This is a genomic window from Streptomyces sp. 1114.5, from assembly GCF_003635085.1.
Classification (GTDB): Bacteria; Actinomycetota; Actinomycetes; order Streptomycetales; family Streptomycetaceae; genus Kitasatospora.
In genome coordinates this window covers 4,694,727-4,715,549 of the sequence record NZ_RBXE01000001.1, presented here as the reverse complement: position 1 = coordinate 4,715,549, position 20,823 = coordinate 4,694,727, and the positions used below count along the sequence as shown (strand labels likewise).

At 74.0% G+C, this 20,823-nt stretch carries 19 protein-coding genes; 10 read left to right on the top strand and 9 right to left on the bottom strand.

What is annotated here, in order from left to right; all coding sequences use genetic code 11:
- Positions 1-140 precede the first annotated feature (140 nt).
- The 3 genes from efeB to BX285_RS20965 all read right to left on the bottom strand — a co-directional run bounded on the left by efeB (position 141) and on the right by BX285_RS20965 (position 4,113).
- Positions 141-1,472: an iron uptake transporter deferrochelatase/peroxidase subunit gene (efeB, locus tag BX285_RS20975; protein ID WP_121176359.1), complete on the bottom strand. Its 1,332-nt coding sequence runs from the start codon at positions 1,470-1,472 to the stop codon at positions 141-143.
- On the bottom strand, positions 1,472-3,535 hold the full coding sequence (gene efeU / locus BX285_RS20970) for an iron uptake transporter permease EfeU (RefSeq protein WP_121176357.1): 2,064 nt from the start codon (positions 3,533-3,535) through the stop codon (positions 1,472-1,474). The genes efeB and efeU overlap by 1 nt, the downstream gene beginning before the upstream one ends.
- A 257-nt stretch (positions 3,536-3,792) precedes the next feature.
- A complete protein-coding gene (locus BX285_RS20965) occupies positions 3,793-4,113 on the bottom strand; it encodes a hypothetical protein (RefSeq protein ID WP_097239385.1) in 321 nt (106 codons plus the stop codon).
- Positions 4,114-4,521: 408 nt separating this feature from the next.
- On the opposite strand from BX285_RS20965, the gene BX285_RS20960 reads away from it, so the two are divergent.
- Positions 4,522-6,144 (top strand): cytochrome bc complex cytochrome b subunit, encoded by a 1,623-nt coding sequence (locus BX285_RS20960; protein WP_097240474.1) that lies wholly within the window; start codon positions 4,522-4,524, stop codon positions 6,142-6,144.
- A 78-nt stretch (positions 6,145-6,222) separates the two neighbouring features.
- Here BX285_RS20960 and BX285_RS20955 read toward each other — a convergent pair whose 3' ends face one another.
- The gene (locus BX285_RS20955) at positions 6,223-6,624 is read right to left on the bottom strand and encodes a cytochrome C oxidase subunit I (RefSeq protein WP_097239384.1); all 402 of its coding nucleotides are present in this window, start codon (positions 6,622-6,624) and stop codon (positions 6,223-6,225) included.
- A gap of 213 nt (positions 6,625-6,837) precedes the next feature.
- Here BX285_RS20955 and BX285_RS20950 point away from each other — a divergent pair, with 213 nt between their 5' ends.
- The 4 genes from BX285_RS20950 (at position 6,838) to BX285_RS20935 (ending at position 10,339) form a co-directional block, all read left to right on the top strand.
- Entirely contained in the window at positions 6,838-7,452 is a 615-nt protein-coding gene (locus BX285_RS20950) for a TetR family transcriptional regulator (protein ID WP_121176354.1), read from the top strand.
- A gap of 27 nt (positions 7,453-7,479) precedes the next feature.
- The gene (locus BX285_RS20945; protein ID WP_121176352.1) at positions 7,480-9,018 is read left to right on the top strand and encodes an FAD-dependent monooxygenase; all 1,539 of its coding nucleotides are present in this window, start codon (positions 7,480-7,482) and stop codon (positions 9,016-9,018) included.
- A gap of 146 nt (positions 9,019-9,164) precedes the next feature.
- Complete coding sequence (locus BX285_RS20940; protein WP_121176349.1) at positions 9,165-9,821, top strand: NADPH-dependent F420 reductase; 657 nt, start codon at positions 9,165-9,167, stop codon at positions 9,819-9,821.
- 86 nt (positions 9,822-9,907) lie between these two features.
- Positions 9,908-10,339 (top strand): YchJ family protein, encoded by a 432-nt coding sequence (locus BX285_RS20935; RefSeq protein WP_097239380.1) that lies wholly within the window; start codon positions 9,908-9,910, stop codon positions 10,337-10,339.
- Between the two features lie 6 nt (positions 10,340-10,345).
- Here the strand turns inward: BX285_RS20935 and BX285_RS20930 are convergent, their stop codons facing one another.
- Entirely contained in the window at positions 10,346-11,308 is a 963-nt protein-coding gene (locus BX285_RS20930) for a polysaccharide deacetylase family protein (RefSeq protein WP_259470610.1), read from the bottom strand.
- Between the two features lie 216 nt (positions 11,309-11,524).
- Between BX285_RS20930 and BX285_RS20925 the strand changes: the two genes are divergently transcribed.
- Positions 11,525-12,064 carry a GNAT family N-acetyltransferase gene (locus BX285_RS20925; protein WP_121176347.1) on the top strand — a complete coding sequence of 180 codons (540 nt, stop codon included), beginning with the start codon at positions 11,525-11,527 and terminating at the stop codon, positions 12,062-12,064.
- Positions 12,065-12,093: 29 nt separating this feature from the next.
- Here the strand turns inward: BX285_RS20925 and BX285_RS20920 are convergent, their stop codons facing one another.
- Positions 12,094-13,005, bottom strand: coding sequence for a carbohydrate kinase (locus BX285_RS20920; protein WP_259470609.1), 912 nt, complete (start codon positions 13,003-13,005; stop codon positions 12,094-12,096).
- 601 nt (positions 13,006-13,606) lie between these two features.
- Here BX285_RS20920 and BX285_RS20915 point away from each other — a divergent pair.
- The gene (locus BX285_RS20915; RefSeq protein WP_097239377.1) at positions 13,607-13,843 is read left to right on the top strand and encodes a hypothetical protein; all 237 of its coding nucleotides are present in this window, start codon (positions 13,607-13,609) and stop codon (positions 13,841-13,843) included.
- A 32-nt stretch (positions 13,844-13,875) separates the two neighbouring features.
- Here BX285_RS20915 and BX285_RS20910 read toward each other — a convergent pair whose 3' ends face one another.
- The 3 genes from BX285_RS20910 to BX285_RS20900 all read right to left on the bottom strand — a co-directional run bounded on the left by BX285_RS20910 (position 13,876) and on the right by BX285_RS20900 (position 17,262).
- Complete coding sequence (locus BX285_RS20910; RefSeq protein WP_121177757.1) at positions 13,876-15,486, bottom strand: sigma-70 family RNA polymerase sigma factor; 1,611 nt, start codon at positions 15,484-15,486, stop codon at positions 13,876-13,878.
- A 196-nt stretch (positions 15,487-15,682) separates the two neighbouring features.
- Positions 15,683-16,666: a CAP domain-containing protein gene (locus tag BX285_RS20905; protein WP_121176341.1), complete on the bottom strand. Its 984-nt coding sequence runs from the start codon at positions 16,664-16,666 to the stop codon at positions 15,683-15,685.
- Between the two features lie 116 nt (positions 16,667-16,782).
- A complete protein-coding gene (locus BX285_RS20900) occupies positions 16,783-17,262 on the bottom strand; it encodes a GNAT family N-acetyltransferase (RefSeq protein WP_121176339.1) in 480 nt (159 codons plus the stop codon).
- Between the two features lie 281 nt (positions 17,263-17,543).
- Here BX285_RS20900 and BX285_RS20895 point away from each other — a divergent pair, with 281 nt between their 5' ends.
- The 3 genes from BX285_RS20895 to BX285_RS20885 all read left to right on the top strand — a co-directional run bounded on the left by BX285_RS20895 (position 17,544) and on the right by BX285_RS20885 (position 20,797).
- Positions 17,544-19,091, top strand: a complete 1,548-nt coding sequence (locus BX285_RS20895; RefSeq protein ID WP_259470608.1) for an ATP-dependent DNA ligase — start codon at positions 17,544-17,546, stop codon at positions 19,089-19,091.
- A gap of 216 nt (positions 19,092-19,307) precedes the next feature.
- Positions 19,308-19,526, top strand: coding sequence for a ferredoxin (locus tag BX285_RS20890; RefSeq protein ID WP_097239373.1), 219 nt, complete (start codon positions 19,308-19,310; stop codon positions 19,524-19,526).
- 89 nt (positions 19,527-19,615) lie between these two features.
- Entirely contained in the window at positions 19,616-20,797 is a 1,182-nt protein-coding gene (locus BX285_RS20885; RefSeq protein ID WP_121177755.1) for a cytochrome P450, read from the top strand.
- Positions 20,798-20,823: the final 26 nt, after the last annotated feature.

Genomic DNA, 20,823 nt, shown 5'->3' with positions numbered 1-20,823 from the left:
CCCTCGCGGACGCGCGCACGAACAGACGCCCGAGCAGACACCCGAGCAGGCCATGAGCAGACACGGCGGGCCCGGTACGCAGCAACGCGCCGGGCCCGCCCGCACATCACCTCAGCACATCACCTCAGCACGTCAGCACGTCAGACGGCCGCCAGCAGCCCCCGCCCGAGCCAGTCGGCGTTGTCCTTCACGCCCGGCAGGACGAAGAAGTACCCGCCGCCGGTCGGCGAGATGTAGTCCACCAGCGGCTCGCCGATGAGCCGGGTCTGGCTGGCCTCGAACTGCCGCACCACGTCCTGCTGGTAGCAGCAGAACACCAGCCCCATGTCCAGGTTGCCCGCCGCGTCGACGCCCCGGTCGTAGTTGAAGCCCCGGCGCAGGATGCGGGAGGCGTCGGTGTCGGCAGTGCGCGGGTTGGCGAGCCGGATGTGCGCGTCGAGCGGGATCGCCGTGCCGTCCGGGTCCTTGGCGTAGTCCGGCGCGTCGGTCTCCTGACGGCCGTCCAGCGGCGCGCCGGTGTCGCGGCGGCGGCCGAACATCTTCTCCTGCTCGCTGAGTTTGACGCGGTCCCAGAACTCGATCAGCATCCGGATGATCCGGATCACCTGGTAGCTGCCGCCGGTCGCCCAGGCGGGCTCGCCCTGCCCGTCGGTGACCCAGACCAGCCGGTCCATCTCGCGCGAGGAGGTGGTGTCCGGGTTGACGATGCCGTCCTTGAAGCCGAGCAGGTTGCGCTGGGCTCCGTCCGGGCGGGACTGGTTCTGGAAGCCGTCGATCCGCCAGAGGATCTGCATCGCGCCCCGGGTGTGCCGGGTGATGTCGCGCAGCGCGTGCAGCACGGTGTCCTGGCGGTCGGCGCAGATCTGCAGCGAGAGGTCGCCGTGCAGTTCGGCGGCCTGCAGGTTGTCGTTGGGGAAGGTCTTCATCGGCGCCAGCTTGGCCGGTTTGGCCTTGGCCAGTCCGTAGCGGTCGTCGAAGAGCGAGGCGCCGACGCCGACGGTGACGGTCAGGTTGTCGGTGGGGACGGTCGGCCCGAGGATGCCGCTGTCCGAGGGCGGCGCGCCGACGCCGAGGTCCGGCGGGGTGCCGCCGGCGGTGAGGAAGCGGATCCGCTCGGTCAGGATCCTGAGGAGTTCTTCGAGGCCCTTGCGGTCCTGGGCGATCACCTGGCAGGAGACGAAGGCCGCGTGGCCGGGGGCGGGGGTGGTGATGCCGGCTTGGTGGTCGCCGTGGAACGACACCGCGCCGCTCTTGGCCTGGTGGCCGTCCCCGGCGGCGGCCGGACCGGCGCCGAGGGTGAAGGCGCCGCCGGCGAGCACGGCCGCTCCGGCGCCCGCCCCGAGCGCGGCCCGGACGAACCCGCGCCGGGCCGGCCCGGCCGGGCACCCGCCCTGCGCAGCGGAAGCTTCGGCCGGGTCGGCGGCGGAGTGCGGGAAGGGGCAGGAGCCGGCGGCTGCGGTGTGGTCGGTCATCAGGCGGCCTTCCGGACTTCGAGCAGGGCGGGGATGGGGGCGAGGTCTTCGAGCAGCTGTCCGGTGGCGCCGTTGATCCGGCGGCGGCCGTCGGCGGGGAGCCGGTCGACCGGGGTCCAGCCCTCGGGCGTACGGGCGGCGGCGACGAGGTCCCCGAGCCGCTTCATCCCGGCGTTCACCCGGACCAGGACCTGCGGGTCGCGTTCGTCGAGCAGCGGCTGCAGCAGCGTCAGCAGCTCCTGGGTGCCGGCCAGGTTGGCCTGGGCGGTGGCCAGGTTGGTGCCGCTGCCCATGTCGGTGTCGCCGGTGAGCTCGAACTGGAGGGTGTTCTCCAGGATCTCGTGGGCGCGCAGCGGCAGGTCGCCCGGCGCGAAGTCCTGGGTGGGGAAGTCGTGCACCAGCTTGGCGACGTTCTGCGCCAGCTCGTCGGCGACGGGCGTCAGGTCGGCGGCGGACTGGCCGTGCCAGAGACCGTACTCCAGCCGCAGGAAGCCGGTGAAGCCCTTGTCCTGGTACTTGTCGGCGAGGCCGTCCGCGCGCCCGTCGATCTTGCCGTCGAGGTCGGCGAAGGTGCCGTAGGCGGCGCCCAGCGAGGCGTACTGCAGGTGCGCGGCGAGCCAGTCGGCCTTGGCGGCGGCGAGGTCGCCGGAGTGCACGTCGGTCTGCAGCTTCTGGGTCTGCGTCATGAGGGTCGTCAGGCCCTGGGTGACGTAGTCCTTGTAGGCGTCGAGCGGGCCCTTGAGGTCGTCTTCGGAGACGGGCTTGACGGCCTTGACCTCGCTGCCGCCGGTGATGTGCACGGCAGCTGAGGTGACGGCGTTCCCGCCGGTGGGCACGCAGCGCCAGGCGTAGTCCCCGGAGCCGATGGTGGCGGTCAGGGCCCGGGTGGTGCCGGGTGCCAGGCCTTCGATCTCGCCGTAGACCGCGCCGGTGCCCGGGTTCACCAGGTACACCTCGGACACCTTGTCACCGGTGTTGTGCATCTGGAACACCTGCTGGCCGGGCTGCGGGGCGGCGAAGCCCTTTCCGCAGTCCTGCTCGGAGACGGACACGGTGGCGGCGCTGTCCTGCTTGCCGTCGCCGACCGCGATCACGGCCCCGGCCAGCACCACCGGCACGGCGACCAGCGCGGTCGGCAGCACCCAGCGCGGACGGCCCGAACGCCCCGCCCCGTCCCCGCCCTTCACCTCAGCCGGACCCGAACCCGAACCCGAACCCGACGCCGGCGCCGGCGCCGAAGCGGGCACCGCACCACCCCGCACACCCTCGACGAACATCGTCATCACCACGCCCAGGTACGCGACGTACCCCACCACCTGCAGGACCGTCATGGTGACGGTCAGGTTGAGCGTCCCCTGGACGAGCGTGGCGTACCAGGACGAGGCGTCCAGCTGCCCGCTCAGGTCGAAGGCGTACGTGCCCCCGCCGCCGACCAGGCCGGACTCCTGCAGGTCGCGCAGCCCGTAGCCGAGCACGCCCGCCGCGACGACGATCAGACCGGCGCCGGTGACGGTGAAGAACCGGGTGAGGTTCATCTTCAGCGCGCGCCGGTACAGGCCCCAGCAGAGCGCGGTGGCGAGCACCAGGCCGACGGCCGCGCCGATCAGCGGCCCGGTGGTCTCCCCGGCGGTGCGCACGTTCGTCCACAGGAAGAGGGAAGTCTCCAGGCCCTCGCGGGCGACCGCCAGGAAGCTGGTGAGGACCAGCGCGCCGGCGCCGATCGCCAGCGAGGCCTGGACCTTCTCCTTCAGTTCGGCGGAGAGGGTGCGCGCCGAGCGCCGCATCCAGAACACCATCGCGGTGACGAAGCAGACGGCGATCAGGCTGAGCACGCCGCCGAACGCCTCCTGGGCGTGGCCGGAGAGGTTGGCCGCGGTGAAGGTGAGCACCGCGCCGAAGCTCAGGCTGAGTGCGAGGGCCGCCGCGACGCCCGTCCACACCTGGGGCAGCCGGGCCTTCTGGTCCGCCCGGACCAGTGTGGCGATCAGGATCGACACGATCAGTCCGGCTTCCAGGCCCTCGCGCAGCCCGATCAGGAAGCTGGGAAACGCCTCATCCCACATGCAGCGGGCTCCTCCCCCGGGGCGTCCCGGGTCGTCACCGGTCCTCGCTCCGCCGCGGTGGCGGTGGAGCGGCAAGCCGAACGCCCCGGACGTCGTGGTCCAGGGCGCTTCGGATTAGCTTAGGCAAACCTTAGAGCCGCGCTGGTCAACTGCACCCCTACGCAAGGTAAGGGTTCGGTATGGGAACCCCCGGGTGCCCCCCGAAACCGCGCGTCAGCGCGGCCCACCCGGGCACTGCCGACCGCGCGGGCGACGCGTCAACCCCACCACTGCTCCGGCACCGGCTCCGGTTCGGCCGGGACCGTCACCGGTTCGGCGGAGCGCACCAGCAGATCGCCGGCCTCCGTCTCGCCGACCAGGTACCCGCACTCGCGCAGCACGAGGGCGGCCGCGCCACTCAGCGCCGCCCGCGCCTCCCGGGTGGGCGGCCCGTCCGGCTCCGCGCCCGGCGTCCAGCCGACCACCACGCCCTCGGGGTGATGGCCGATCCGCAGCGGCGAGAGGCCCGGTGCGGTGTCGAACCCGGCGCGGGCCAGGGCCTCGGTGACGTGCTCGAACAGTTCACGGTGATCCACCATTGGCGCAGCGTAGGCCGTGGGTCGTGCGACTCCCGGACGCGGCGCGCGCCGAAACGGTTCAGCGGCACCCGAGCGCAGCATCGCCCACCGTTGGGCCGACCGGCGGCCAGCCGATCGGGCGTCAGGAACCCCCGTCCGGCCCGACACGAGCGGCCGGACGGACCGATGGACGTGCACAGTCGGCCCCCTGCCGACAGCATGACAGAGTAAGCGCTCCATCACCCTGAGCAACGGGTCCAGCAGACCGCCCGGTCCGCGCGCCGGTCCGGCCGGCGGACCCGTATCGAGAGGTCCCATGATCACAACACTTCGCCGGCCGGGGTTCCCGCCGGCGGGTCTCCAGCACGCCGCGCCGAGGACGCCGGGGAGCCCGTCGTGAGAACCGACCAGCAGTCGCAGCCGGGACCGGTGACCAGCACGCGCGCCCAGCCCGCGAACAAGGCCGAGGCGCTGGCCGACTGGACCGACGGCCGGCTCGGCATCTACGCCTTGGCCAAGTCCAATCTGCGCAAGATCTTCCCGGACCACTGGTCCTTCATGCTGGGCGAGGTCGCGCTCTACACCTTCGTCATCATCATCCTGACGGGCGTCTGGCTGACCCTCTTCTTCAACCCGAGCATGGGCGAGGTCGTCTACGACGGCAGCTACGTCCCGCTCAAGGGCATCCCGATGTCCGAGGCCTACGCGTCCACGATGAGGATCAGCTTCGAGGTGCGCGGCGGCCTGCTGATGCGCCAGATCCACCACTGGGCCGCGATCGTCTTCATCGCCTCGATGTTCACGCACATGCTGCGCGTCTTCTTCACCGGCGCGTTCCGCAAGCCCCGCGAGATCAACTGGATCTTCGGGGCGCTGCTGCTGTTCCTCGGCATGTTCGACGGCTTCATGGGCTACTCGCTGCCGGACGACCTGCTCTCCGGCACCGGCATCCGCTTCATGGAGGGCGCGATCCTCGCCATCCCGATCGTCGGCACGTACCTGCAGTTCTTCATGTTCGGCGGCGAATTCCCCGGGCAGGACATCATCCCGCGACTGTTCACCGTCCACATCCTGCTGATCCCGGGGGTCATGCTCGGGCTCCTGGTGGCCCACCTGATCCTGGTCTTCTACCACAAGCACACCCAGTTCGCCGGGCCCGGCCGGACCAACCAGAACGTGGTCGGCATGCCGCTTATGCCGGTCTACATGGCCAAGGCGGGCGGCTTCTTCTTCCTGGTCTTCGGCGTGGTCGCGGCGATGTCGGCGATCGCCACGGTCAACCCGATCTGGGCGTACGGCCCGTACCGGCCCGACCAGGTCTCCACGGACGCCCAGCCGGACTGGTACATGGGCTTCTCCGAAGGCCTGATCCGCGTGATGCCCGGCTGGGAGATCAGCGTCTGGGGCGGCCACACCCTGAACCTCGGGGTGTTCATCCCGCTGATGGTCTTCCCGCTCGTGCTGCTGCTCATCTGGTGCTGGCCGTTCCTGGAGGCCTGGGTCACCGGGGACCGCGGGGAGCACCACATCGCCGACCGGCCGCGCAACGCCCCGGTCCGTACGGCCTTCGGCGCGGCCTGGGTCAGCCTCTACCTGATCCTGCTGGCCGGCGGCGGCAACGACCTGCTGGCCACCCACTTCCACCTCTCGATCAACGCGATCACCTACGCGGTGCGGGCCGGCTTCTTCGCCCTGCCGGTGATCGTCTTCGTGATCACCAAGCGGTGGTGCCTGGGCCTCCAGCGGCGGGACAAGGAGAAGGTGCTGCACGGCCGGGAGACCGGTGTCATCAAGCGGCTCCAGCACGGCGAGTTCATCGAGATCCACGAGCCGCTGCCGCAGGCCCGGCTGCACACCCTCACGGCACACGACCAGCCGCAGCCGACGGTGCTGCCGCCCGAGGTGGACGAGAACGGCGTGGTCCGCAAGGCCGGGCTGCTGACCCGCGCGCGGGTCAAGCTGTCCCGCGGCTTCTACGGGCAGGACAGCCAGATCGCCAAGCCCACCGCGGAGGAGCACACCGAGGTCACCAGCGGCCACGGCCACCACTGATCCCGCCTCCGGGCACGACGAGGGCCCGCCGCGCCGTTGCCGGCGCGGCGGGCCCTCAGCCGTGTTCCGGGTGCGGCCTCAGCTGCGCAGGGCGGCCGGGACGACCGCGAACAGCGCGGCCGCCAGGGTGACGGAGAGGCAGAGCGCGGCCCAGCGGGTACAGAACCGGCGGCACTCGCTGCGGTAGCGGGCGGCCAGTCGGCGACAGCGCTCGACGGCGCGGTCCACGACCTCCTCGGCGTACCGCAGCCGGTCGGCGGTGTAGGCCAGTTCCAGGCTCTCCCGCTCGGCGTCGGGCAGCCAGGGGAACTGCCCGGCGAAGGCCCGGGCGTCCCGCTCGGCCGCCGCGACCTCCGCCTCCCAGGCCAGGTAGCCCTCGATCCGGGCGAACTCCGCCCGGGAACCGGCCCGGCCGCCGCTCCCGGCCGGCCGGCCCCGGCGCGGGTTCCGCGCTCTCGGCGGACGCTGTCTGCCACCCATGACCGCTCCTCGTCTGCCGTCGGGCCGTCGGGCCCTCCGGCCGCAAAAAACCTGCGGGGACGGGCCCCTGCGCGGATGCGCCGCGCGACCAGGCAACTACTATCAGCGACGAACCGCAGGTGGCAGGCGGCTCGCCACCGGCCCGTACGGCCGAAAAAACTTGCGTGCCGCGCACTCTTGCGCGTCACGCATTTTTTGGTGAGAGTAGTGGCCATGACGACGGATCGGCCCGGTCTGCGGGAACGGAAGAAGGCCGCGACGCGGGAGGCACTGAGCTGGGCGGCGCTGCGCCTGGCCGTGGAACGGGGGCTGGAGAACGTCCGGGTGGAGGACATCGCGGCCGCGGCCGGAGTTTCCCCGCGCACCTACAACAACTACTTCTCCAGCAAGGCCGAGGCGATCGTCTTCCGGCACCGCGACCGGGTCCTGCAGGCCGCCGAGGCACTGCGGGCCCGCCCGGCGGAGGAGCCGCTGTGGGAGGCGCTGACCCGCGCCCTCGCCGCACCCTTCGACGGCGCGACCGAGGATCCCGACCCGCAGTGGGTCGCCGCCGTACGGCTGCTGCTGCGCGAACCCGCGCTCCAGGCCGAGCTGGTCCGCGGCAGCGCCGCGACCCGGGCCGAGCTGGCGGCGGCGGTCGCCGCCCGGACCGGGACCGACGCCGACCGGGACCTCTACCCGAAACTGGTCGCCTCGGCCGCGCTCTCCGCGCTGCAGGTCGCCAACGAGCACTACCTGACCGCCGACCCGGTGGTTCCGTTCCTGCCGGTGTTCACCGAGGCACTCCGCCAACTCACGGCCGGGCTGCCCGATCCGTCGGCGCACTGAACTCGCTTCGTCCAAGGGGGATTCGACATGGTCAACGATGTCGTCATCGTCGGCGCCGGCCCGGTCGGGCTGTTCCTGGCCTGCGAACTGGCGCTGGCCGGGGTCCGGCCGGAGGTGCTGGACCGGCTGCCCGCGCGCTCGGGCGCGCAGAAGGCCAACGGGCTGGTCGGGCAAGTGATCCGGCTGCTCGACCACCGTGGCCTCCACCAGCCGATCAGCGGCGCCCCGGGCGCGCCGCAGCCCGTGCCGCGCTTCGTGTTCGGCGCCTTCCCGCTGGAACTGCACCGGCTCGACCCCAACCCGCTGTACGCCGTACCGGTGCCCCAGCACCGGATCGAGGAGGTCCTGGAGCAGCGCGCCCGCGAACTGGGCGTCACCGTGCGCCGCGGCTGTGAGGTCACCGGGTTCACCCAGGACCCGTCCGGGGTGACGGTCGACTACCAGGACCCCGACGGCGAGGGGCAGTTGCACGCCCGCTACCTGGTCGGCGCGGACGGCGGCCGCAGCACCGTCCGCAAGCTCGCCGGCATCGGCTTCCCCGGCGTCACCTCGCCCGACCCGGTCTCGCGGATCGCCCACGTGCGGCCGCCCGAGGGCGCCCGGCTCACCGAGGACGGCGACGTCCTGCTGCCCGGCTGCCCGATCCCGTTCCGCCCCTTCACCCACACCCGCACCGAGCACGGCGTGTTCGTCCTCGCGCCCTTCAACCCGGAGGCCGTCATGGTCGCCACCATGGAGTGGGGCGGCCCGCCGGCCGACGAGGAGACACCGCTCACCCTGGACGAACTGCGCGCCAGCATCCGCCGGGTGACCGGCGCCGACCTGGAACTCGTCCCCGCCCCGACGGCCGGCCCCTTCACTCCTCGCCGCCAGGCCGGCCACAACACCCGGCTCGCCGAGCGCTACCGGCAGGGCCGCGTCCTGTTGGTCGGCGACGCCGCGCACGTGCACGCCGCGACCGGCGGCCCGGGCCTCAACCTCGGCCTGCAGGACGCCGCCAACCTCGGCTGGAAGCTCGCCGCCGAACTGCGGGGGTGGGCCCCACCTGGCCTCCTGGACAGCTACCACCGCGAACGGCACCCGATCGGCGAGCGGGTCTTCATGCACTCGCAGGCCCAACTGGCCCTGATGGCCCCCGGCCCCGGCACCACGGCCCTGCGCGCCCTGTTCGGCGAACTGCTGTCCCACGAGGACAACCTCGGACGGATCGCCGCACTGATGGCCGGCAGCGACATCCGCTACGACACCGACTGCCCGCACCCGCTCGCCGGGCGCTTCGCACCGGACCTCGCGCTCAGCACCGCCAACGGGCCCGTCCGACTCGCCGAACTCACCCGTGGCGGACGCCCGTTGCTGCTCGACCTCACCGGCGGGCAGGACCCGGACCACGCGGCGGGCTGGACGGACCGGGTGGACGCCGTGGCCGCCGACTGCGCCGAGCCCCCGGCCGGCGCCCTGCTGCTGCGCCCGGACGGCTACGTGGTCTGGGCCTCGGCCGTCGGCGAACCGGACCCGGACGGGCTGAGGCGGGCGCTGCGCACCTGGTTCGGCGACCCCCGCGCCTGAGGTCGCCCCGGTCACCCTGTCCGCCGACGGGATCGGGACGTGGGGACGTGCGCCACCGGTTCCCCCGCGTCCGACGCTCCGTCAACTAGGGTCGTCGCCGGCACGTCCGGCAGGGGCGGGCCTCCACCTGACGAAACGGGGAAACGGTGCGGATCGGAATCATCGGCACGGGCATGGTCGGGCAGAAGCTGGGGAGCAAGCTGGTCGCGCTCGGCCACCAGGTGACGCTGGGCTCCCGGAGCAAGGACAACGAGAAGGGGTCGGCCTGGGCCGGACAGGCCGGCCCCGACGCCCACGCCGGGACCTTCGCCGACGCGGCCGCCTTCGGCGAGGTGGTGCTCAACGCCACCGGCGGGACGGTCGCGCTGGAGGCGCTGCGGGCCGCCGGAGCGGAAAACCTCGCGGGGAAGCTGCTGATCGACGTCTCCAACCCGCTGGTGTTCGCCCCGGACGGCCAGGTGACCCTCGACCCGGTGAACACCGACAGTGTCGGCGAGCGGATCCAGCGCGAGTTCCCCGCGGCCCGGGTGGTCAAGGCGCTCAACACCGTCAACTGCGAGCTGATGGTGGAGCCGGGCCGGCTGACCGGCGAGCACAACCTCTTCGTCGCCGGGAACGACGCGGCCGCCAAGGCCGAGACCGTCGCACTGCTCGGCGAGTTCGGCTGGCCGGCCGAGTGGATCATCGACCTCGGGGACGTCTCGGCCGCCCGGGCGATGGAGATGCTGATGCCGTTCTGGCTCCGGATGATGCGGCACTTCGGCGACGCCGAGTTCAACTACTCCTTCCGCCGCCCCGCGTGACGCGGCCGGGTCCGGCGGGCGGCGCGGGCCGCCGCCGGGCCCCGGGCGGGTGGGAGCCCGCCCGGGGGGTGGGGGAGAATGGACCCATGTCCCGACGTCCTTCCGCGCCCCGCGCCGCCGCTCCCCGGCTGCTGCCCTCCTCCCCCTGCCCGTGCGGCCTGCCCGCCGCCTACGGCGACTGCTGCGGCCGGCTGCACCGCGGCCAGGCGGCGGCCGGCACCGCCGAGGCCCTGATGCGCTCCCGGTTCAGCGCCTTCGCCGCCCAGGACGAGGCGTACCTGCTGCGCACCTGGCACCCGGACACCCGGCCCGCCGAGGTCGGCTTCGACCCGGCGCTGCGCTGGACACGGCTGGAGGTGGTCTCCACCAGCGAGGGCGGGGCGTTCCACGCGGAGGGCACGGTCGCGTTCCGGGCGTACTGGACGGAGGGCCGCGAGGAGGGCGTGCTCACCGAGCACAGCCGCTTCGTGCGGCACGAGGGCGCCTGGGTGTACCTGGACGCCCTCTCGCTCGGCTGAGCAGCCCTACAGGTAGTCGTCCAGCCGGCCCAGGGTGAAGCCGGCCGCGGTGACGTCGTTGACGACCTTGCGCAGCAGGTCCGGCATGGTCGCCTTCCAGATGTCGGGGCCGCGGAAGTGGGTGAGGATGATGTCGCCCGGGTGGAGTTGGCGGTCGTCGTAGCGCCACTCCATGTGGTCCGGGAAGGCCTCCTCGTTCCACAGCGGCACCGCCTCCACCCCGCAGGAGGCCGCCGCGCGCAGCGTGTCGTCGTTGTACTCGCCGTACGGCGGCCGGAACAGCCGGGGGCGGACGCCGATCTGCTGCTCCAGCTGGTCCTGCTGGTTGCAGATCTCCTGGCGCTGGGTCTCGTAGTCCAGGACCTTCAGGTTGCGGTGGTTGATCGTGTGGTTGTTGATCTCCACGCCCTGGGCGTGCATGTCGCGGAAGTACCCGTAGTTCTCGCGGACGAGGTAGTCGGAGACGAAGGCGCTGAACGGGACGCCCAGTTCCTCGGCCATCCGGGAGAACTCCGGGTTCTTCTCGGCGCCGTCGTCGACGGTGAGGAAGACCACCTTGTCGTCGGTCGGCACCCGGTAGACCACGGGCGGGCGGCCTTCGGCGAGCTTGACGCCCTGCACGGGGGTGAGCTGGGCCCTGGTCGCCGGGCGCGGCAGGGCCTTCAGCGGGGGACGGTCCACGCCCCACCGCTGGGCGGTCTCCAGGGCGGCCCTGGCGTTGGCCTCCTGACGGGAGACCGCCTCGCTGCTGGTCTCCTCCTCCTGCCGGGCCAGGCCGGGCAGGAGCGGTGGCGCGGCGGCGGGGGCCGCGCCCGCCCTGGCCGGCTCCGCCTTGACCGGGGCCGCCTTCGGACCGGCTGAACCGGCGGGGCCGGCCGGACCGGCGCAGCCGGCGACCACGGCGGAGAGGCAGACGGCGGCCAGCAGAGCGGTCCGTGCACCGCCCCGGCGCTGCTGACTCCCCCTCAAACCCCCGTTAATCTGACAAGCTGATGGTCTGTCCATAGCTGCACTGCTCCCCCGCCGTGCACCCCCGCCAATCCCCTCGTCACCCACCCGGGGCAACGGCACGCCGGACGCCTTGCCGTTCCTTTGCCATCCGCGCCCGTCGACCGGCTGCACCGGCGGCTCGCGCCGCCCGAAAATCGATTGCGGCGCGCTGACCAGCGCGTCGATCATGCGCGCATGACGAACAACGCGCCCCGCCGCCCCGACCTCTGGACGGTCACCCCGGCCGATGTGACCACGCCCGAGGCCCTGGAACTGCTGCGCGAGTACTACTACGACGTGGCCAACCGCTACTACCGCCTGCACCTCGGCCGGGAGGGCAGCCCCGAACAACTGGAAGCCGGGCTGGCCGACTCCCCCAGCGACCACCTCGCCGCCCCCGACGGCCAGTTCCTGATCGGCCGTCACGACGGCACCGCCCACGCCTGTGCCGGGCTCCGCCGGCTCGACGCCACCACCGTCGAGCTGACCCGCGTCTACGTCCGCCCCGAACTGCGCGGCACCGGCGGCGGCGCCCGCCTGCTCGCCGCCGTCGACGAGGCGGCCCGCACCCTCGGCGCCGAGCGGATCGTCCTCGACACCCGTCTCGACCTGGTCGAGGCCCGCGCGCTCTACCTCCGCAACGGCTACCGGGAGATCCCCGCCTACAACGGCGGCCCGTACGCCGAGATCTGGTACGGCAAGGAGCTCACCACCCTTGTTCAGCCGGTGAGTTGATCCCGCGGGTGGTGCGCCGGCCCGCCGGCCTACACCGCGCCGGTGCGGGCCTCCCGGCCGTCCGTCAGGGCAGCCGCCAGCTCGGCCGCGGAGGGCGGGTTGGCGCCCGGGCGGGCGACGGTCAAGGCGGCGGCCGTCACCGCGTGGGTGAGGCAGGTCGGGAGGTCGGCGCCGCTCGCGCGGGCGTCCAGCAGGGCGGCCATGAAGGAGTCCCCGGCCCCCACGGTGTCCGCGACCGGCACCGGGACGGCCGGGGCCTGCGCACGTCCGCCCTCGGCGGTGCGGGCGAACGCGCCCCCGGCGCCCAGGGTCACTGCGACCACGGAGGGCCCGAGCGACAGCCAGCGTTCGGCGACCGCCTCCGGCCGCTCGCCCGGGTAGAGCCAGGCCAGGTCCTCGTCACTCGCCTTGACCAGGTCGCTCAGCGCCACACAGCGCTCGACCCGACGGACCGCCGCCGCCCGCTCCCCCATCAGCGCGGGGCGCACATTGGGGTCGTAGCTGACCGGCGTCCGCCCGCGCCACCGCTCCACCAGCGCCAGCACCGCCGCCGCGCCCGGCTCGGTGACCGCGCCGATCGAGCCCAGGTGGATCGCGGCGGGCGCCTCGGCGAGCTCCGTCGGCGGGAGCGTCCAGCCGATGTCGAAGGTGTAGCGGGCCCGGCCCTCGCCGTCCAGCCGCACCACGGCCGAGGGCGTGCGGGCGACCTCCGCGGCCCGGACCAGCACACCCGCCGACTCCAGGTGCGAGCGGATCAGCCGGCCGTTGGCGTCCCGCCCCAGCTCGGTGAGCAGCACAGCCGGGCGGCCCAGCCGCGCGAGGCCGTACGCGACGTTCGCGGGGCTGCCGCCGGGGTGCACCCGGTCCGGGACGCCATCCGAACGGACGATGTCGGCCACGCACTCACCGATCACCAGAACGGGCGGAACGGGGCTGGTCACGGCGGCTCCTGGCATCCGGTACGCGGGCGTGCTCTCGGTCGCCAGCCTACGGGGTGCGCCGGACGAGGGACCCCGGGCGGGGCGTGCCGGACGAGGGGCGCCGGGGCCGGTGCGCCCGGGCAAAAAAGTACGGCCGCCGGACCTGGCCAGATCCGGCAGCCGTGGCTCGTCCGTCAGGGGACGAAGCACTTCCGACAGTAGGGGGCGGGCGGGGGGCGCGCCATCACCGTGAGCCGTCCGGGGGACGACGGTGTGTTGTCGGGCCGGGGACCGGGCGGATCGTGCCCTCGCCGGGCCGGTGGGAGGGGCGGCCGAGGCGGCCGGGGCAGGGGTGGCGCGGGGCTCCGGGACGCTCTGAGGGCGCCGCTGGGACTGCCTGTGCACGCCCCGGCGCGCCGGTTTGCGTCCGACCGCCCCGTGTGCGCCCCTGACCGGCAGGGGCGGGTGGGGCCATGGTGGTTCCCACGGCCCGCCCGCCGCCCGGCCTGAGTCCCGGTCGGCTCGCGGGCCGTCCAACGTTCTCGCGTCCTCCCGCGTCTTCTCACGCCTTCGCCCGCGGCCGGCGCCGTAACCCTTCCGGCGCAGTCTCGTTGGACCGGCCATGAAGAAGCGCAGCATGCTCGCCGTCGCCTCGCTCGCCGTGGGCGTCTTGGCCTCCCTCACCGCGCCGAGTGCGCACGCCAGCGCCGTCGGCGGGCAGGAGGGCCTGCCCGGACCGCTGAGCACCGCGCCGGACCTGGTGCCGGGCCAGGTCGGCGACGCGGGCGGTGTCGTCGGGCAGGCCACCGGTTTCGTGACCGGCTCGGCGGACGGGCTGGTCGCGGTCACGCCGGCCTGAGGAAGCGCCTCGGGCCCGGGACAGGGCCCCGCTCAGGACATCGGCGCTCCGAGGTCCTGGGTCCAGTAGGGGGTGCCGGCCGGGTTGGTCGCGAGACCGACGCCGACGTCCTTGAAGCCGCAGTCGAGCATGTTGGACTGGTGGATGCCGCCGTCCATCCAGCGGGCGAAGACCGCGGCCGGGGCGGTCGGACCCCGGTCGAGGTTCTCGCCCCACTGGGACCAGCGGTAGCCGGCGGCGGTGATCCGGGCGTCGGTGCGGACGCCGTCCGGGTTCACGTGGTCGAAGAAGCCCCGGGTGGCCATGTCCTCGGAGTGCTTCTGGGCGGCGGTGTGCAGCCGGGGGTCGATCCGCAGCGGGGCGCAACCGGCCTTGGCGCGCTCGGCGTTGACCAGGTCGACCAGCTGGCGCTCCGGGCTGGGCACCGGAGCTGCCGTGACCGTACGGGTCGGGGTCGGCGAGGCCGTGGGCGTGGGCGTCGGCATCGGGGTCTCCGTGGGCGTCGGTGTCGCCACGGGCGTGGGGACGGTCGCCACCGGGGCGGCGACGACCGTCGGGGTGTCCAGGACGGCGGCCGGCGCACTGGGCTCCGGCGCCGCCTCCTGCGGCGCCTCGGTGTGCTGCGGCCAGACCAGCGCGAGGGTGGTCACCGCGACCGCGGCAGCCGCGCCGCTCGCCAGGACGGCCTTGCGGGCGGCGGTGCCGGCCCACCCGCCGTGTCCTCCCGCACCTCCGGCGCTTCCCGCACCGGCGTGCGCACCGGCTCCGGCGCCCGAGCCCGTACCCAGGCCGGCTCCGGTGCCGGCCCCGGCGGCGCTCTGGGCCGCGACGGTGGCCGCGGTGTGCTGGAAGTGCAGCAGCAGGGGCGAGTCGAGCGGGATCGGGACCAGGACGAGGCCGGCCAGCAGCCCTTCGGCCGGGAACAGGTCGCGGCCGAGGCCGTCGCAGGAGGCGCAGCTGCGGATGTGACGGGCGATGCGCTTGCGCCAGACCGAGTTCGGGGTGCCGTCGAAGCCGGTGGTGACCTCGGTCAGTCCGGGGCAGCGGGGGTAGGCGCCGAGCGCGCGGACGACGACGCGGCCGGCTTCGAGCTGCTTCTTCATCCGCTGGACGCGGACGGCGGTGTGCTGCGGGCTCAGGTCGAGGGCTTCGGCGAGTTCGGCGCGGGTGAGTTCGCCGGCGGCCTCCATCCACCACAGGGCGAGCAGTTCACGGTCGTCGGGGTCGAGCCAGCGGGTGGCTTCGGCGACCTCGCGGCGCTGGCCGGAGAGGCCCAGGCGCAGGATGGTGAGGTCGGTGAAGTCGGCCCGCGGGTCGGCGACCTCCCAGGTCTCGTCCAGCCCGCCGACGGTCGGCTGCTGCTGGCCGGCCGCGTGCCGGCGGCGGACCTGGTTCATGGTGATGGCGACCAGCCAGGAGCGGAACGACTCCGGGTCGCGGAGCCCGTCCAGCCCGTCCAGGGCGCGGATCATGGTCTCCTGCGCGACGTCGTCCACGTCGGCGTGGCCGCCGAGGGCGCGGCCGGCCACGTTGTAGACGAGCGGCAGCCAGGCGGCGACCAGCGCCTCCTGGGCCTGCCGGTCGCCTGCCTGCGCCGCGAGTACCAGGGTCGTTCCGGCCCTGTTCTGCACATCAGCGTTCATGGTCCGCACTCCGAATTGCCGTGTTTCCGTCCGCCGCTGCCTCCTCGGAGACCCGTGGGGAGTGATCAGATAACAACAATGTGCGCGGAATCGGAAAATCGGCCCGGTTCGGCGGCCGGATCGGGGCGCCGGCACGGGCGGGAGAGCGGTCGGGGGTCGGGAGTGGGGTCAGGGGCGGGGCTCGTCCGAGGGCGGGTCAGGCCGGAGCAGCGAACACCTGGGTCCACCACGGGCCGCCGGAACCGGTCCGCACGCCGACACCGAGCTGCTTGAACGCGCAGTTCAGGATGTTGGCGCGGTGGCCGGGGCTGTTCATCCACGCGTCCATGACGTCGGCCGGATCCTTCTGGCCGCGGGCGATGTTCTCGCCCCAGGTGCTCCAGCGGTAGCCGGTGGCCTCGATCCGGTGGTCGGCGTGGAAGCCCTCGGGGCTGGCGTGGTCGAAGTAGTTGCGGTCGGCCATGTCGTCGCTGTGCGACTGGGCCGCGCTCGCCAGCCGGGGCTCGGCGCTGACCGGTCCGCAACCGGCCTTGGCGCGCTCGGTGTTGACCAGGTCCACCACCTGCTGGGCGTACGAGGGGGACGCGCCGCCGCCTACCGGGGTGGGCGACGCGCCGGCGGTCCGCCGGGCGGTGGTCGGGGCCGCGGCGGCGGTCCGGGTTGCGCTCGCGGTCGCCTTGGCGGCGGCGTCGGAGGCGCCCGGGGACGGGGTGGCGCTCGCCGCGGCCGTCGGGGAGGCCGGGGCGGTGGCGGACGGGGTGGCCGCGGCGCTCGCGGCGGCGGCCGGGTCCGTCGACGCCGGACCGTCCGACGGCACCGGGGCGGCCGGGGCGGCGACCCCGGCGCCCGGCACCTGGATGCCCTCGTGCGTCCCGACCTCGGCGGCGATCAGCGCGTCGGCCGCCAGCGCCTGGCCCACGACGTCCCGGTCGGTCTGCTTGCCGCCGTACGCCGCGTACCCGGCACCCGCCAGCGCGGCGATCAGCCCGGTGCCCGCCACCGCCGCGACCACCGCGGTGACCGGCACCAGGGCGCCGCGCCGCCGCGCCCGACGCCCCCGGCCGGCGTGCCGCTCGGCGGCCCGCCGTGCGGCCCGGCCACCGGCGCGGCCGTGGGCTGCGCCCGGACCGTCGTCGCCTCCGCTCGCCGGGAGGATGGTCGTCCTGTCGTCGCTGTTCACGTGGTCACGCTTTCTGTTTCCGGGCCGGCTGGTCGGGTGCCGACACCTGGGAGACCCCCCGGCGGCGCGCCGATAACAGAAAGTCCGAACGAATGTCCGGCGGCTCGGTCACGGCCTCAGGATGACAGCGCGTCCGGCGCCATGTCGTAGGTGAGGAACGCCGTCCGGGTGGCGACCTGGTCGTACTTGCCGCGGGCCCGGTAGTTGGTCTCGGAGGTGATCCAGCGCACGGTGTTCCAGCCGCGCTCGGCGGCGATCTCCCGCAGCCGCGCCAGCAGCAGGTCCACCGCGCCGCCGCCGCGCACCTGCGGCGCCACGAAGAGGTCGTCCAGGAAGCAGCCGACCGCCCCGTGCAGCGGCCGGGAGAACGGCCGGTAGTGGGCCAGCCCGACCGGGCGCCCCTCGCCGTCCCGGACCAGCAGCCCGGCCAGCTCATGGGCCGGATCCATGAGCCAGGACCAGACCAGCTCGGCCTTCCCCTCCGGACCCGGATTTCGGTAGAACTCGCAGTACCTGTCGAAGAGTTCACGCCAGGCGGCGAAGTCGCCGGCCTCGGGCGCGCCGACGCTCCAGCGGGCGGTGGGGGTGTCGCTCATCTCGGTCTCCCTCAGGGTCAGGACGTCGTGATGGCCTCAGCATGACGCCCCGTCGGCCCCCGGCCGATCTCCACCCCGGCCAACAACGGCAGCCCCGTACTCCACTCCGGCACCTGGCCGCCAGGGCCTGCCGCCGCACGGACGGGTACGGGCCTGCGCCCAGCATGCGGGGCCGCGGTGCGCGGGACGAGCGGAGGAGGAGGCGGCGGTACCGCGCCCGGGGGCGGTCAGGGCGTGCGGCGGGTGGGGTGGGCGCGGATGCTGGGGGTGGAGGAGGTGGTGTGGTGGCGGGGCTGTGGCGGTTGGCGGTGGTGTCCCGGGAGGTGGCGGCGGAGCCGGGGCGGCGGGCGAAGACGGGGTTGTTGGCCGGGTGCCTGCGGGAGTTGGGGCCCGTGGAGGGGCCGGCGGCGGTGGCGCTGCTGTCCGGGGAGTCGCAGCGGTTGCGGACGGGGATCGGGCCGGCGGCGCTGCGCGGGTTGCCCGGGCCGGCGGCGGAGCCTTCGCTCGGGGTGCGGGAGGTGGAACGCGAGCTGGAGCGGATCGCGGGGGTGCACGGGGCCGGGGCGCAGGCGGAGCGGCGACGGCTGCTGGACGGGCTGTTCGTGCGGGCGACCGCGGTGGAGCAGGGCTTCCTGCGGGCGGTGCTGGTCGGGGACCTGCGGCAGGGGGCGCTGGACGCGGTGGTCGGGGACGCCGTGGCGCAGGCGGCGGGGGTGCCCGCGGCGGCGGTGCGACGGGCGCTGATGTTCCGGGGTTCGGCGCGGGCGGTGGCGGAGGCGGCGCTGACCGGCGGGGAGGCAGCGTTGGCGGCGTTCCGGCTGGAGGTGGGGCGGGCGGTGCGCCCGATGCTGGCCGCCTCCGCGCCGGACGTGGCCTCGGCGCTGGAGCGCACCGGTCCGGCCGCGCTGGAGTGGAAGCTGGACGGGATCCGGGTGCAGGTGCACCGGGACGGGAACGAGGTCGCGGTGTTCACCCGCAGCCTGGACGACATCACCGCGCGCGTGCCCGAGGTGGCCGAGGCCGCGCTCGCCCTGCCGCTGCGCTCGGCGGTGCTGGACGGCGAGGCGATCGCGCTCGGCCCGGACGGGCGGCCGCGCCCGTTCCAGGAGACCGCCGCGCGCACCGCCTCGCGGCGCGATCCGCAGCGGTTGCGCGCCGAAGTCCCGCTCGACGCCTACTTCTTCGACCTGCTGCACCGCGACGGCGAGGACCTGGTGGACCGTCCGGGGCGGGAGCGCTGGGCGGCGCTGGCCGAGGTGGTCCCGCCGCGCCTGCGGGTGGCCCGCACCGAGACCGGGGACCACGAGCGGGCGCTGGCCTTCTTCCGCGACACGCTGGCGCTCGGCCACGAGGGTGTCCTCGTCAAGGACCCGGCGGCCGGGTACGCGGCCGGGCGGCGCGGAATCGGCTGGATCAAGGTGAAGCCCCGGCTGACGCTCGACCTGGTCGTGCTGGCCGCCGAATGGGGCAGCGGGCGGCGGCGCGGCTTCCTCAGCAACCTGCACCTGGGCGCCCGGGCGGCGGGCGAGCCGGGGCTCGGCCCGTGGGTGATGCTCGGCAAGACCTTCAAGGGCCTCACCGACGCGACGCTCGCCTGGCAGACGGCGGAACTGCTGGCCCGGGAGACCGAGCGGGACGACTGGACGGTGCGGGTCCGCCCGGAACTGGTGGTCGAGATCGCCTTCGACGGCCTGCAGCGCAGCTCCCGCTACCCCGCCGGGCTCGCCCTGCGGTTCGCCCGGGTGGTGCGCTACCGGCCGGACAAGGGCGCCGCCGAGGCCGACACCGTCGCGACCGTACGGGAGATCGCCGCCGCCGAGGGGCTGTGAGGGGGCCGTGGGGGCCGTGAGCGGGGCCGTTTGGCGGGGTGGCGTCAATTCAAACCTCCTCGCACCGCCCGAATGCTGCGACGGGGACGTTATCGGCCATTCTCGACAATCCCGCCACCGCCCACTCCGTGGACGGAGCAGCGGCGGTTAGGTTGGCAATGACAACGAGAGGCCGCCGCCGGCCGCCGGCGGCGCACTGGCGAGAGGTGCCCGACCATGCAGGTGAGCGTCGACCGGGACCGCTGCTGCAGCTCCGGAATGTGCGTCACGAACGTTCCCGAGGTCTTCGACCAGGACGATCGGGACAGCCTGGTGAGACTCCGTCAAACCACCTTCAGGCCCGAGCAGTTCGCCGACCTTCGGCTGGCCGCCGAGCTCTGCCCGGGCGGCGCGATCACCGTCACCGAGGACGAGCCCGCCACGGTCGCGGACTGAAGCACCACCACCGACACCCCCACCCGGAGAGCACCGCCACGCAAGGAGACCCCACCTTGACGAGCACACCCACCGCCCCCGCCGTCCCGATGCCGGCCCCGCACTCGGCCGGCTGCCCGTTCGCCCCGCCGCCCGCCTACACCGAGGCGGCCGCCGCCGGCACCATGACCCGGGCCGTCCTGCCCGGGGGCGAGTCCTGCTGGCTGGCCACCGGCTACGCCGAGGTCCGCACCATCCTGTCCGACCGCCGCTTCAGCGCGGACGTGCGCCACCCGAACTTCCCGCTGCTGCTGCCCGGCCGCCGGGAGGTCATCGCCAAGAACCCGAGCTTCCTGCGGCTGGACGACCCCGAGCACGCCCGGCTGCGCCGGATGGTCACCGGGGACTTCCTGGTCAAGCGGGTCGAGGCGATGCGCCCGGACATCCAGCAGATCGTCGACGAGACGCTGGACCGGATGACCGAGGGCCGTACCGAGGCCGACCTGGTCGCCGACTTCGCGCTGCCCGTCCCCTCGCTGGTGATCTGCCTGCTGCTCGGAGTCCCGTACGAGGACCGCGAGTTCTTCCAGAGCATCAGCCGGACGCTGCTCAGCAACACCGGCACGATCGAGGGGCTCCAGAAGGCCCAGGAGGAGCTGCTGCAGTACCTGGAGGGGCTGACGGCCCGCAAGCGGGAGCGGCCGGAGGACGACATCCTCAGCCGGCTCGCCGCCCGGGACGACCTCACCCTGCGCGAGGCCGCCAACACCGGCATCCTGCTGCTGATCGCCGGGCACGAGACCACCGCGAACATGATCTCGCTCTCCACCGCCCTGCTCCTGGACCGGCCCGAGCAGGTCGCCAGGCTGGCCGACCCGGCCGCGGTGCCCGGCGCGGTGGAGGAACTGCTGCGCCACCTCACCATCGTCCACACCGGGCTGCCCCGGGTGGCCCTGGAGGACGTGGAGCTGGGCGGGACGACGGTCAAGGCCGGGGAGGGCGTGATCGCGATGCTCTCCACCGCCAACCGGGACGAGGCGGTGTTCGGCGGCGCCGGCCACCGGCCCGTCGAGGAGGTGGACCTGGACCGGGACGCCCGGCGGCACCTGGCCTTCGGCTTCGGCGTGCACCAGTGCCTCGGCCAGCCGCTGGCCCGGGCCGAGCTGCAGATCGCCCTGGCCACCCTGTTCCGCCGGCTGCCCGGGCTGCGGCTGAGCAGGCCCGGCGAGGAGCCGGCGTTCCGGACGGACTCGTTCATCTACGGCATGCGGTCGCTGTCCGTCACCTGGTGACCCCACCCTGGATGACCACCGGGTGC

Bases quoted from the DNA above. Each gene is read 5' to 3' on its own strand.
- efeB (WP_121176359.1), bottom strand. From the start codon at position 1,472: ATGACCGACCACACCGCAGCCGCCGGCTCCTGCCCCTTCCCGCACTCC.
- efeU (WP_121176357.1), bottom strand. From the start codon at position 3,535: ATGTGGGATGAGGCGTTTCCCAGCTTCCTGATCGGGCTGCGCGAGGGC.
- BX285_RS20965 (WP_097239385.1), bottom strand. From the start codon at position 4,113: ATGGTGGATCACCGTGAACTGTTCGAGCACGTCACCGAGGCCCTGGCC.
- BX285_RS20955 (WP_097239384.1), bottom strand. From the start codon at position 6,624: ATGGGTGGCAGACAGCGTCCGCCGAGAGCGCGGAACCCGCGCCGGGGC.
- BX285_RS20950 (WP_121176354.1), top strand. From the start codon at position 6,838: ATGACGACGGATCGGCCCGGTCTGCGGGAACGGAAGAAGGCCGCGACG.
- BX285_RS20945 (WP_121176352.1), top strand. From the start codon at position 7,480: ATGGTCAACGATGTCGTCATCGTCGGCGCCGGCCCGGTCGGGCTGTTC.
- BX285_RS20935 (WP_097239380.1), top strand. From the start codon at position 9,908: ATGTCCCGACGTCCTTCCGCGCCCCGCGCCGCCGCTCCCCGGCTGCTG.
- BX285_RS20925 (WP_121176347.1), top strand. From the start codon at position 11,525: ATGACGAACAACGCGCCCCGCCGCCCCGACCTCTGGACGGTCACCCCG.
- BX285_RS20915 (WP_097239377.1), top strand. From the start codon at position 13,607: ATGAAGAAGCGCAGCATGCTCGCCGTCGCCTCGCTCGCCGTGGGCGTC.
- BX285_RS20910 (WP_121177757.1), bottom strand. From the start codon at position 15,486: ATGAACGCTGATGTGCAGAACAGGGCCGGAACGACCCTGGTACTCGCG.
- BX285_RS20900 (WP_121176339.1), bottom strand. From the start codon at position 17,262: ATGAGCGACACCCCCACCGCCCGCTGGAGCGTCGGCGCGCCCGAGGCC.
- BX285_RS20890 (WP_097239373.1), top strand. From the start codon at position 19,308: ATGCAGGTGAGCGTCGACCGGGACCGCTGCTGCAGCTCCGGAATGTGC.
- BX285_RS20885 (WP_121177755.1), top strand. From the start codon at position 19,616: ATGCCGGCCCCGCACTCGGCCGGCTGCCCGTTCGCCCCGCCGCCCGCC.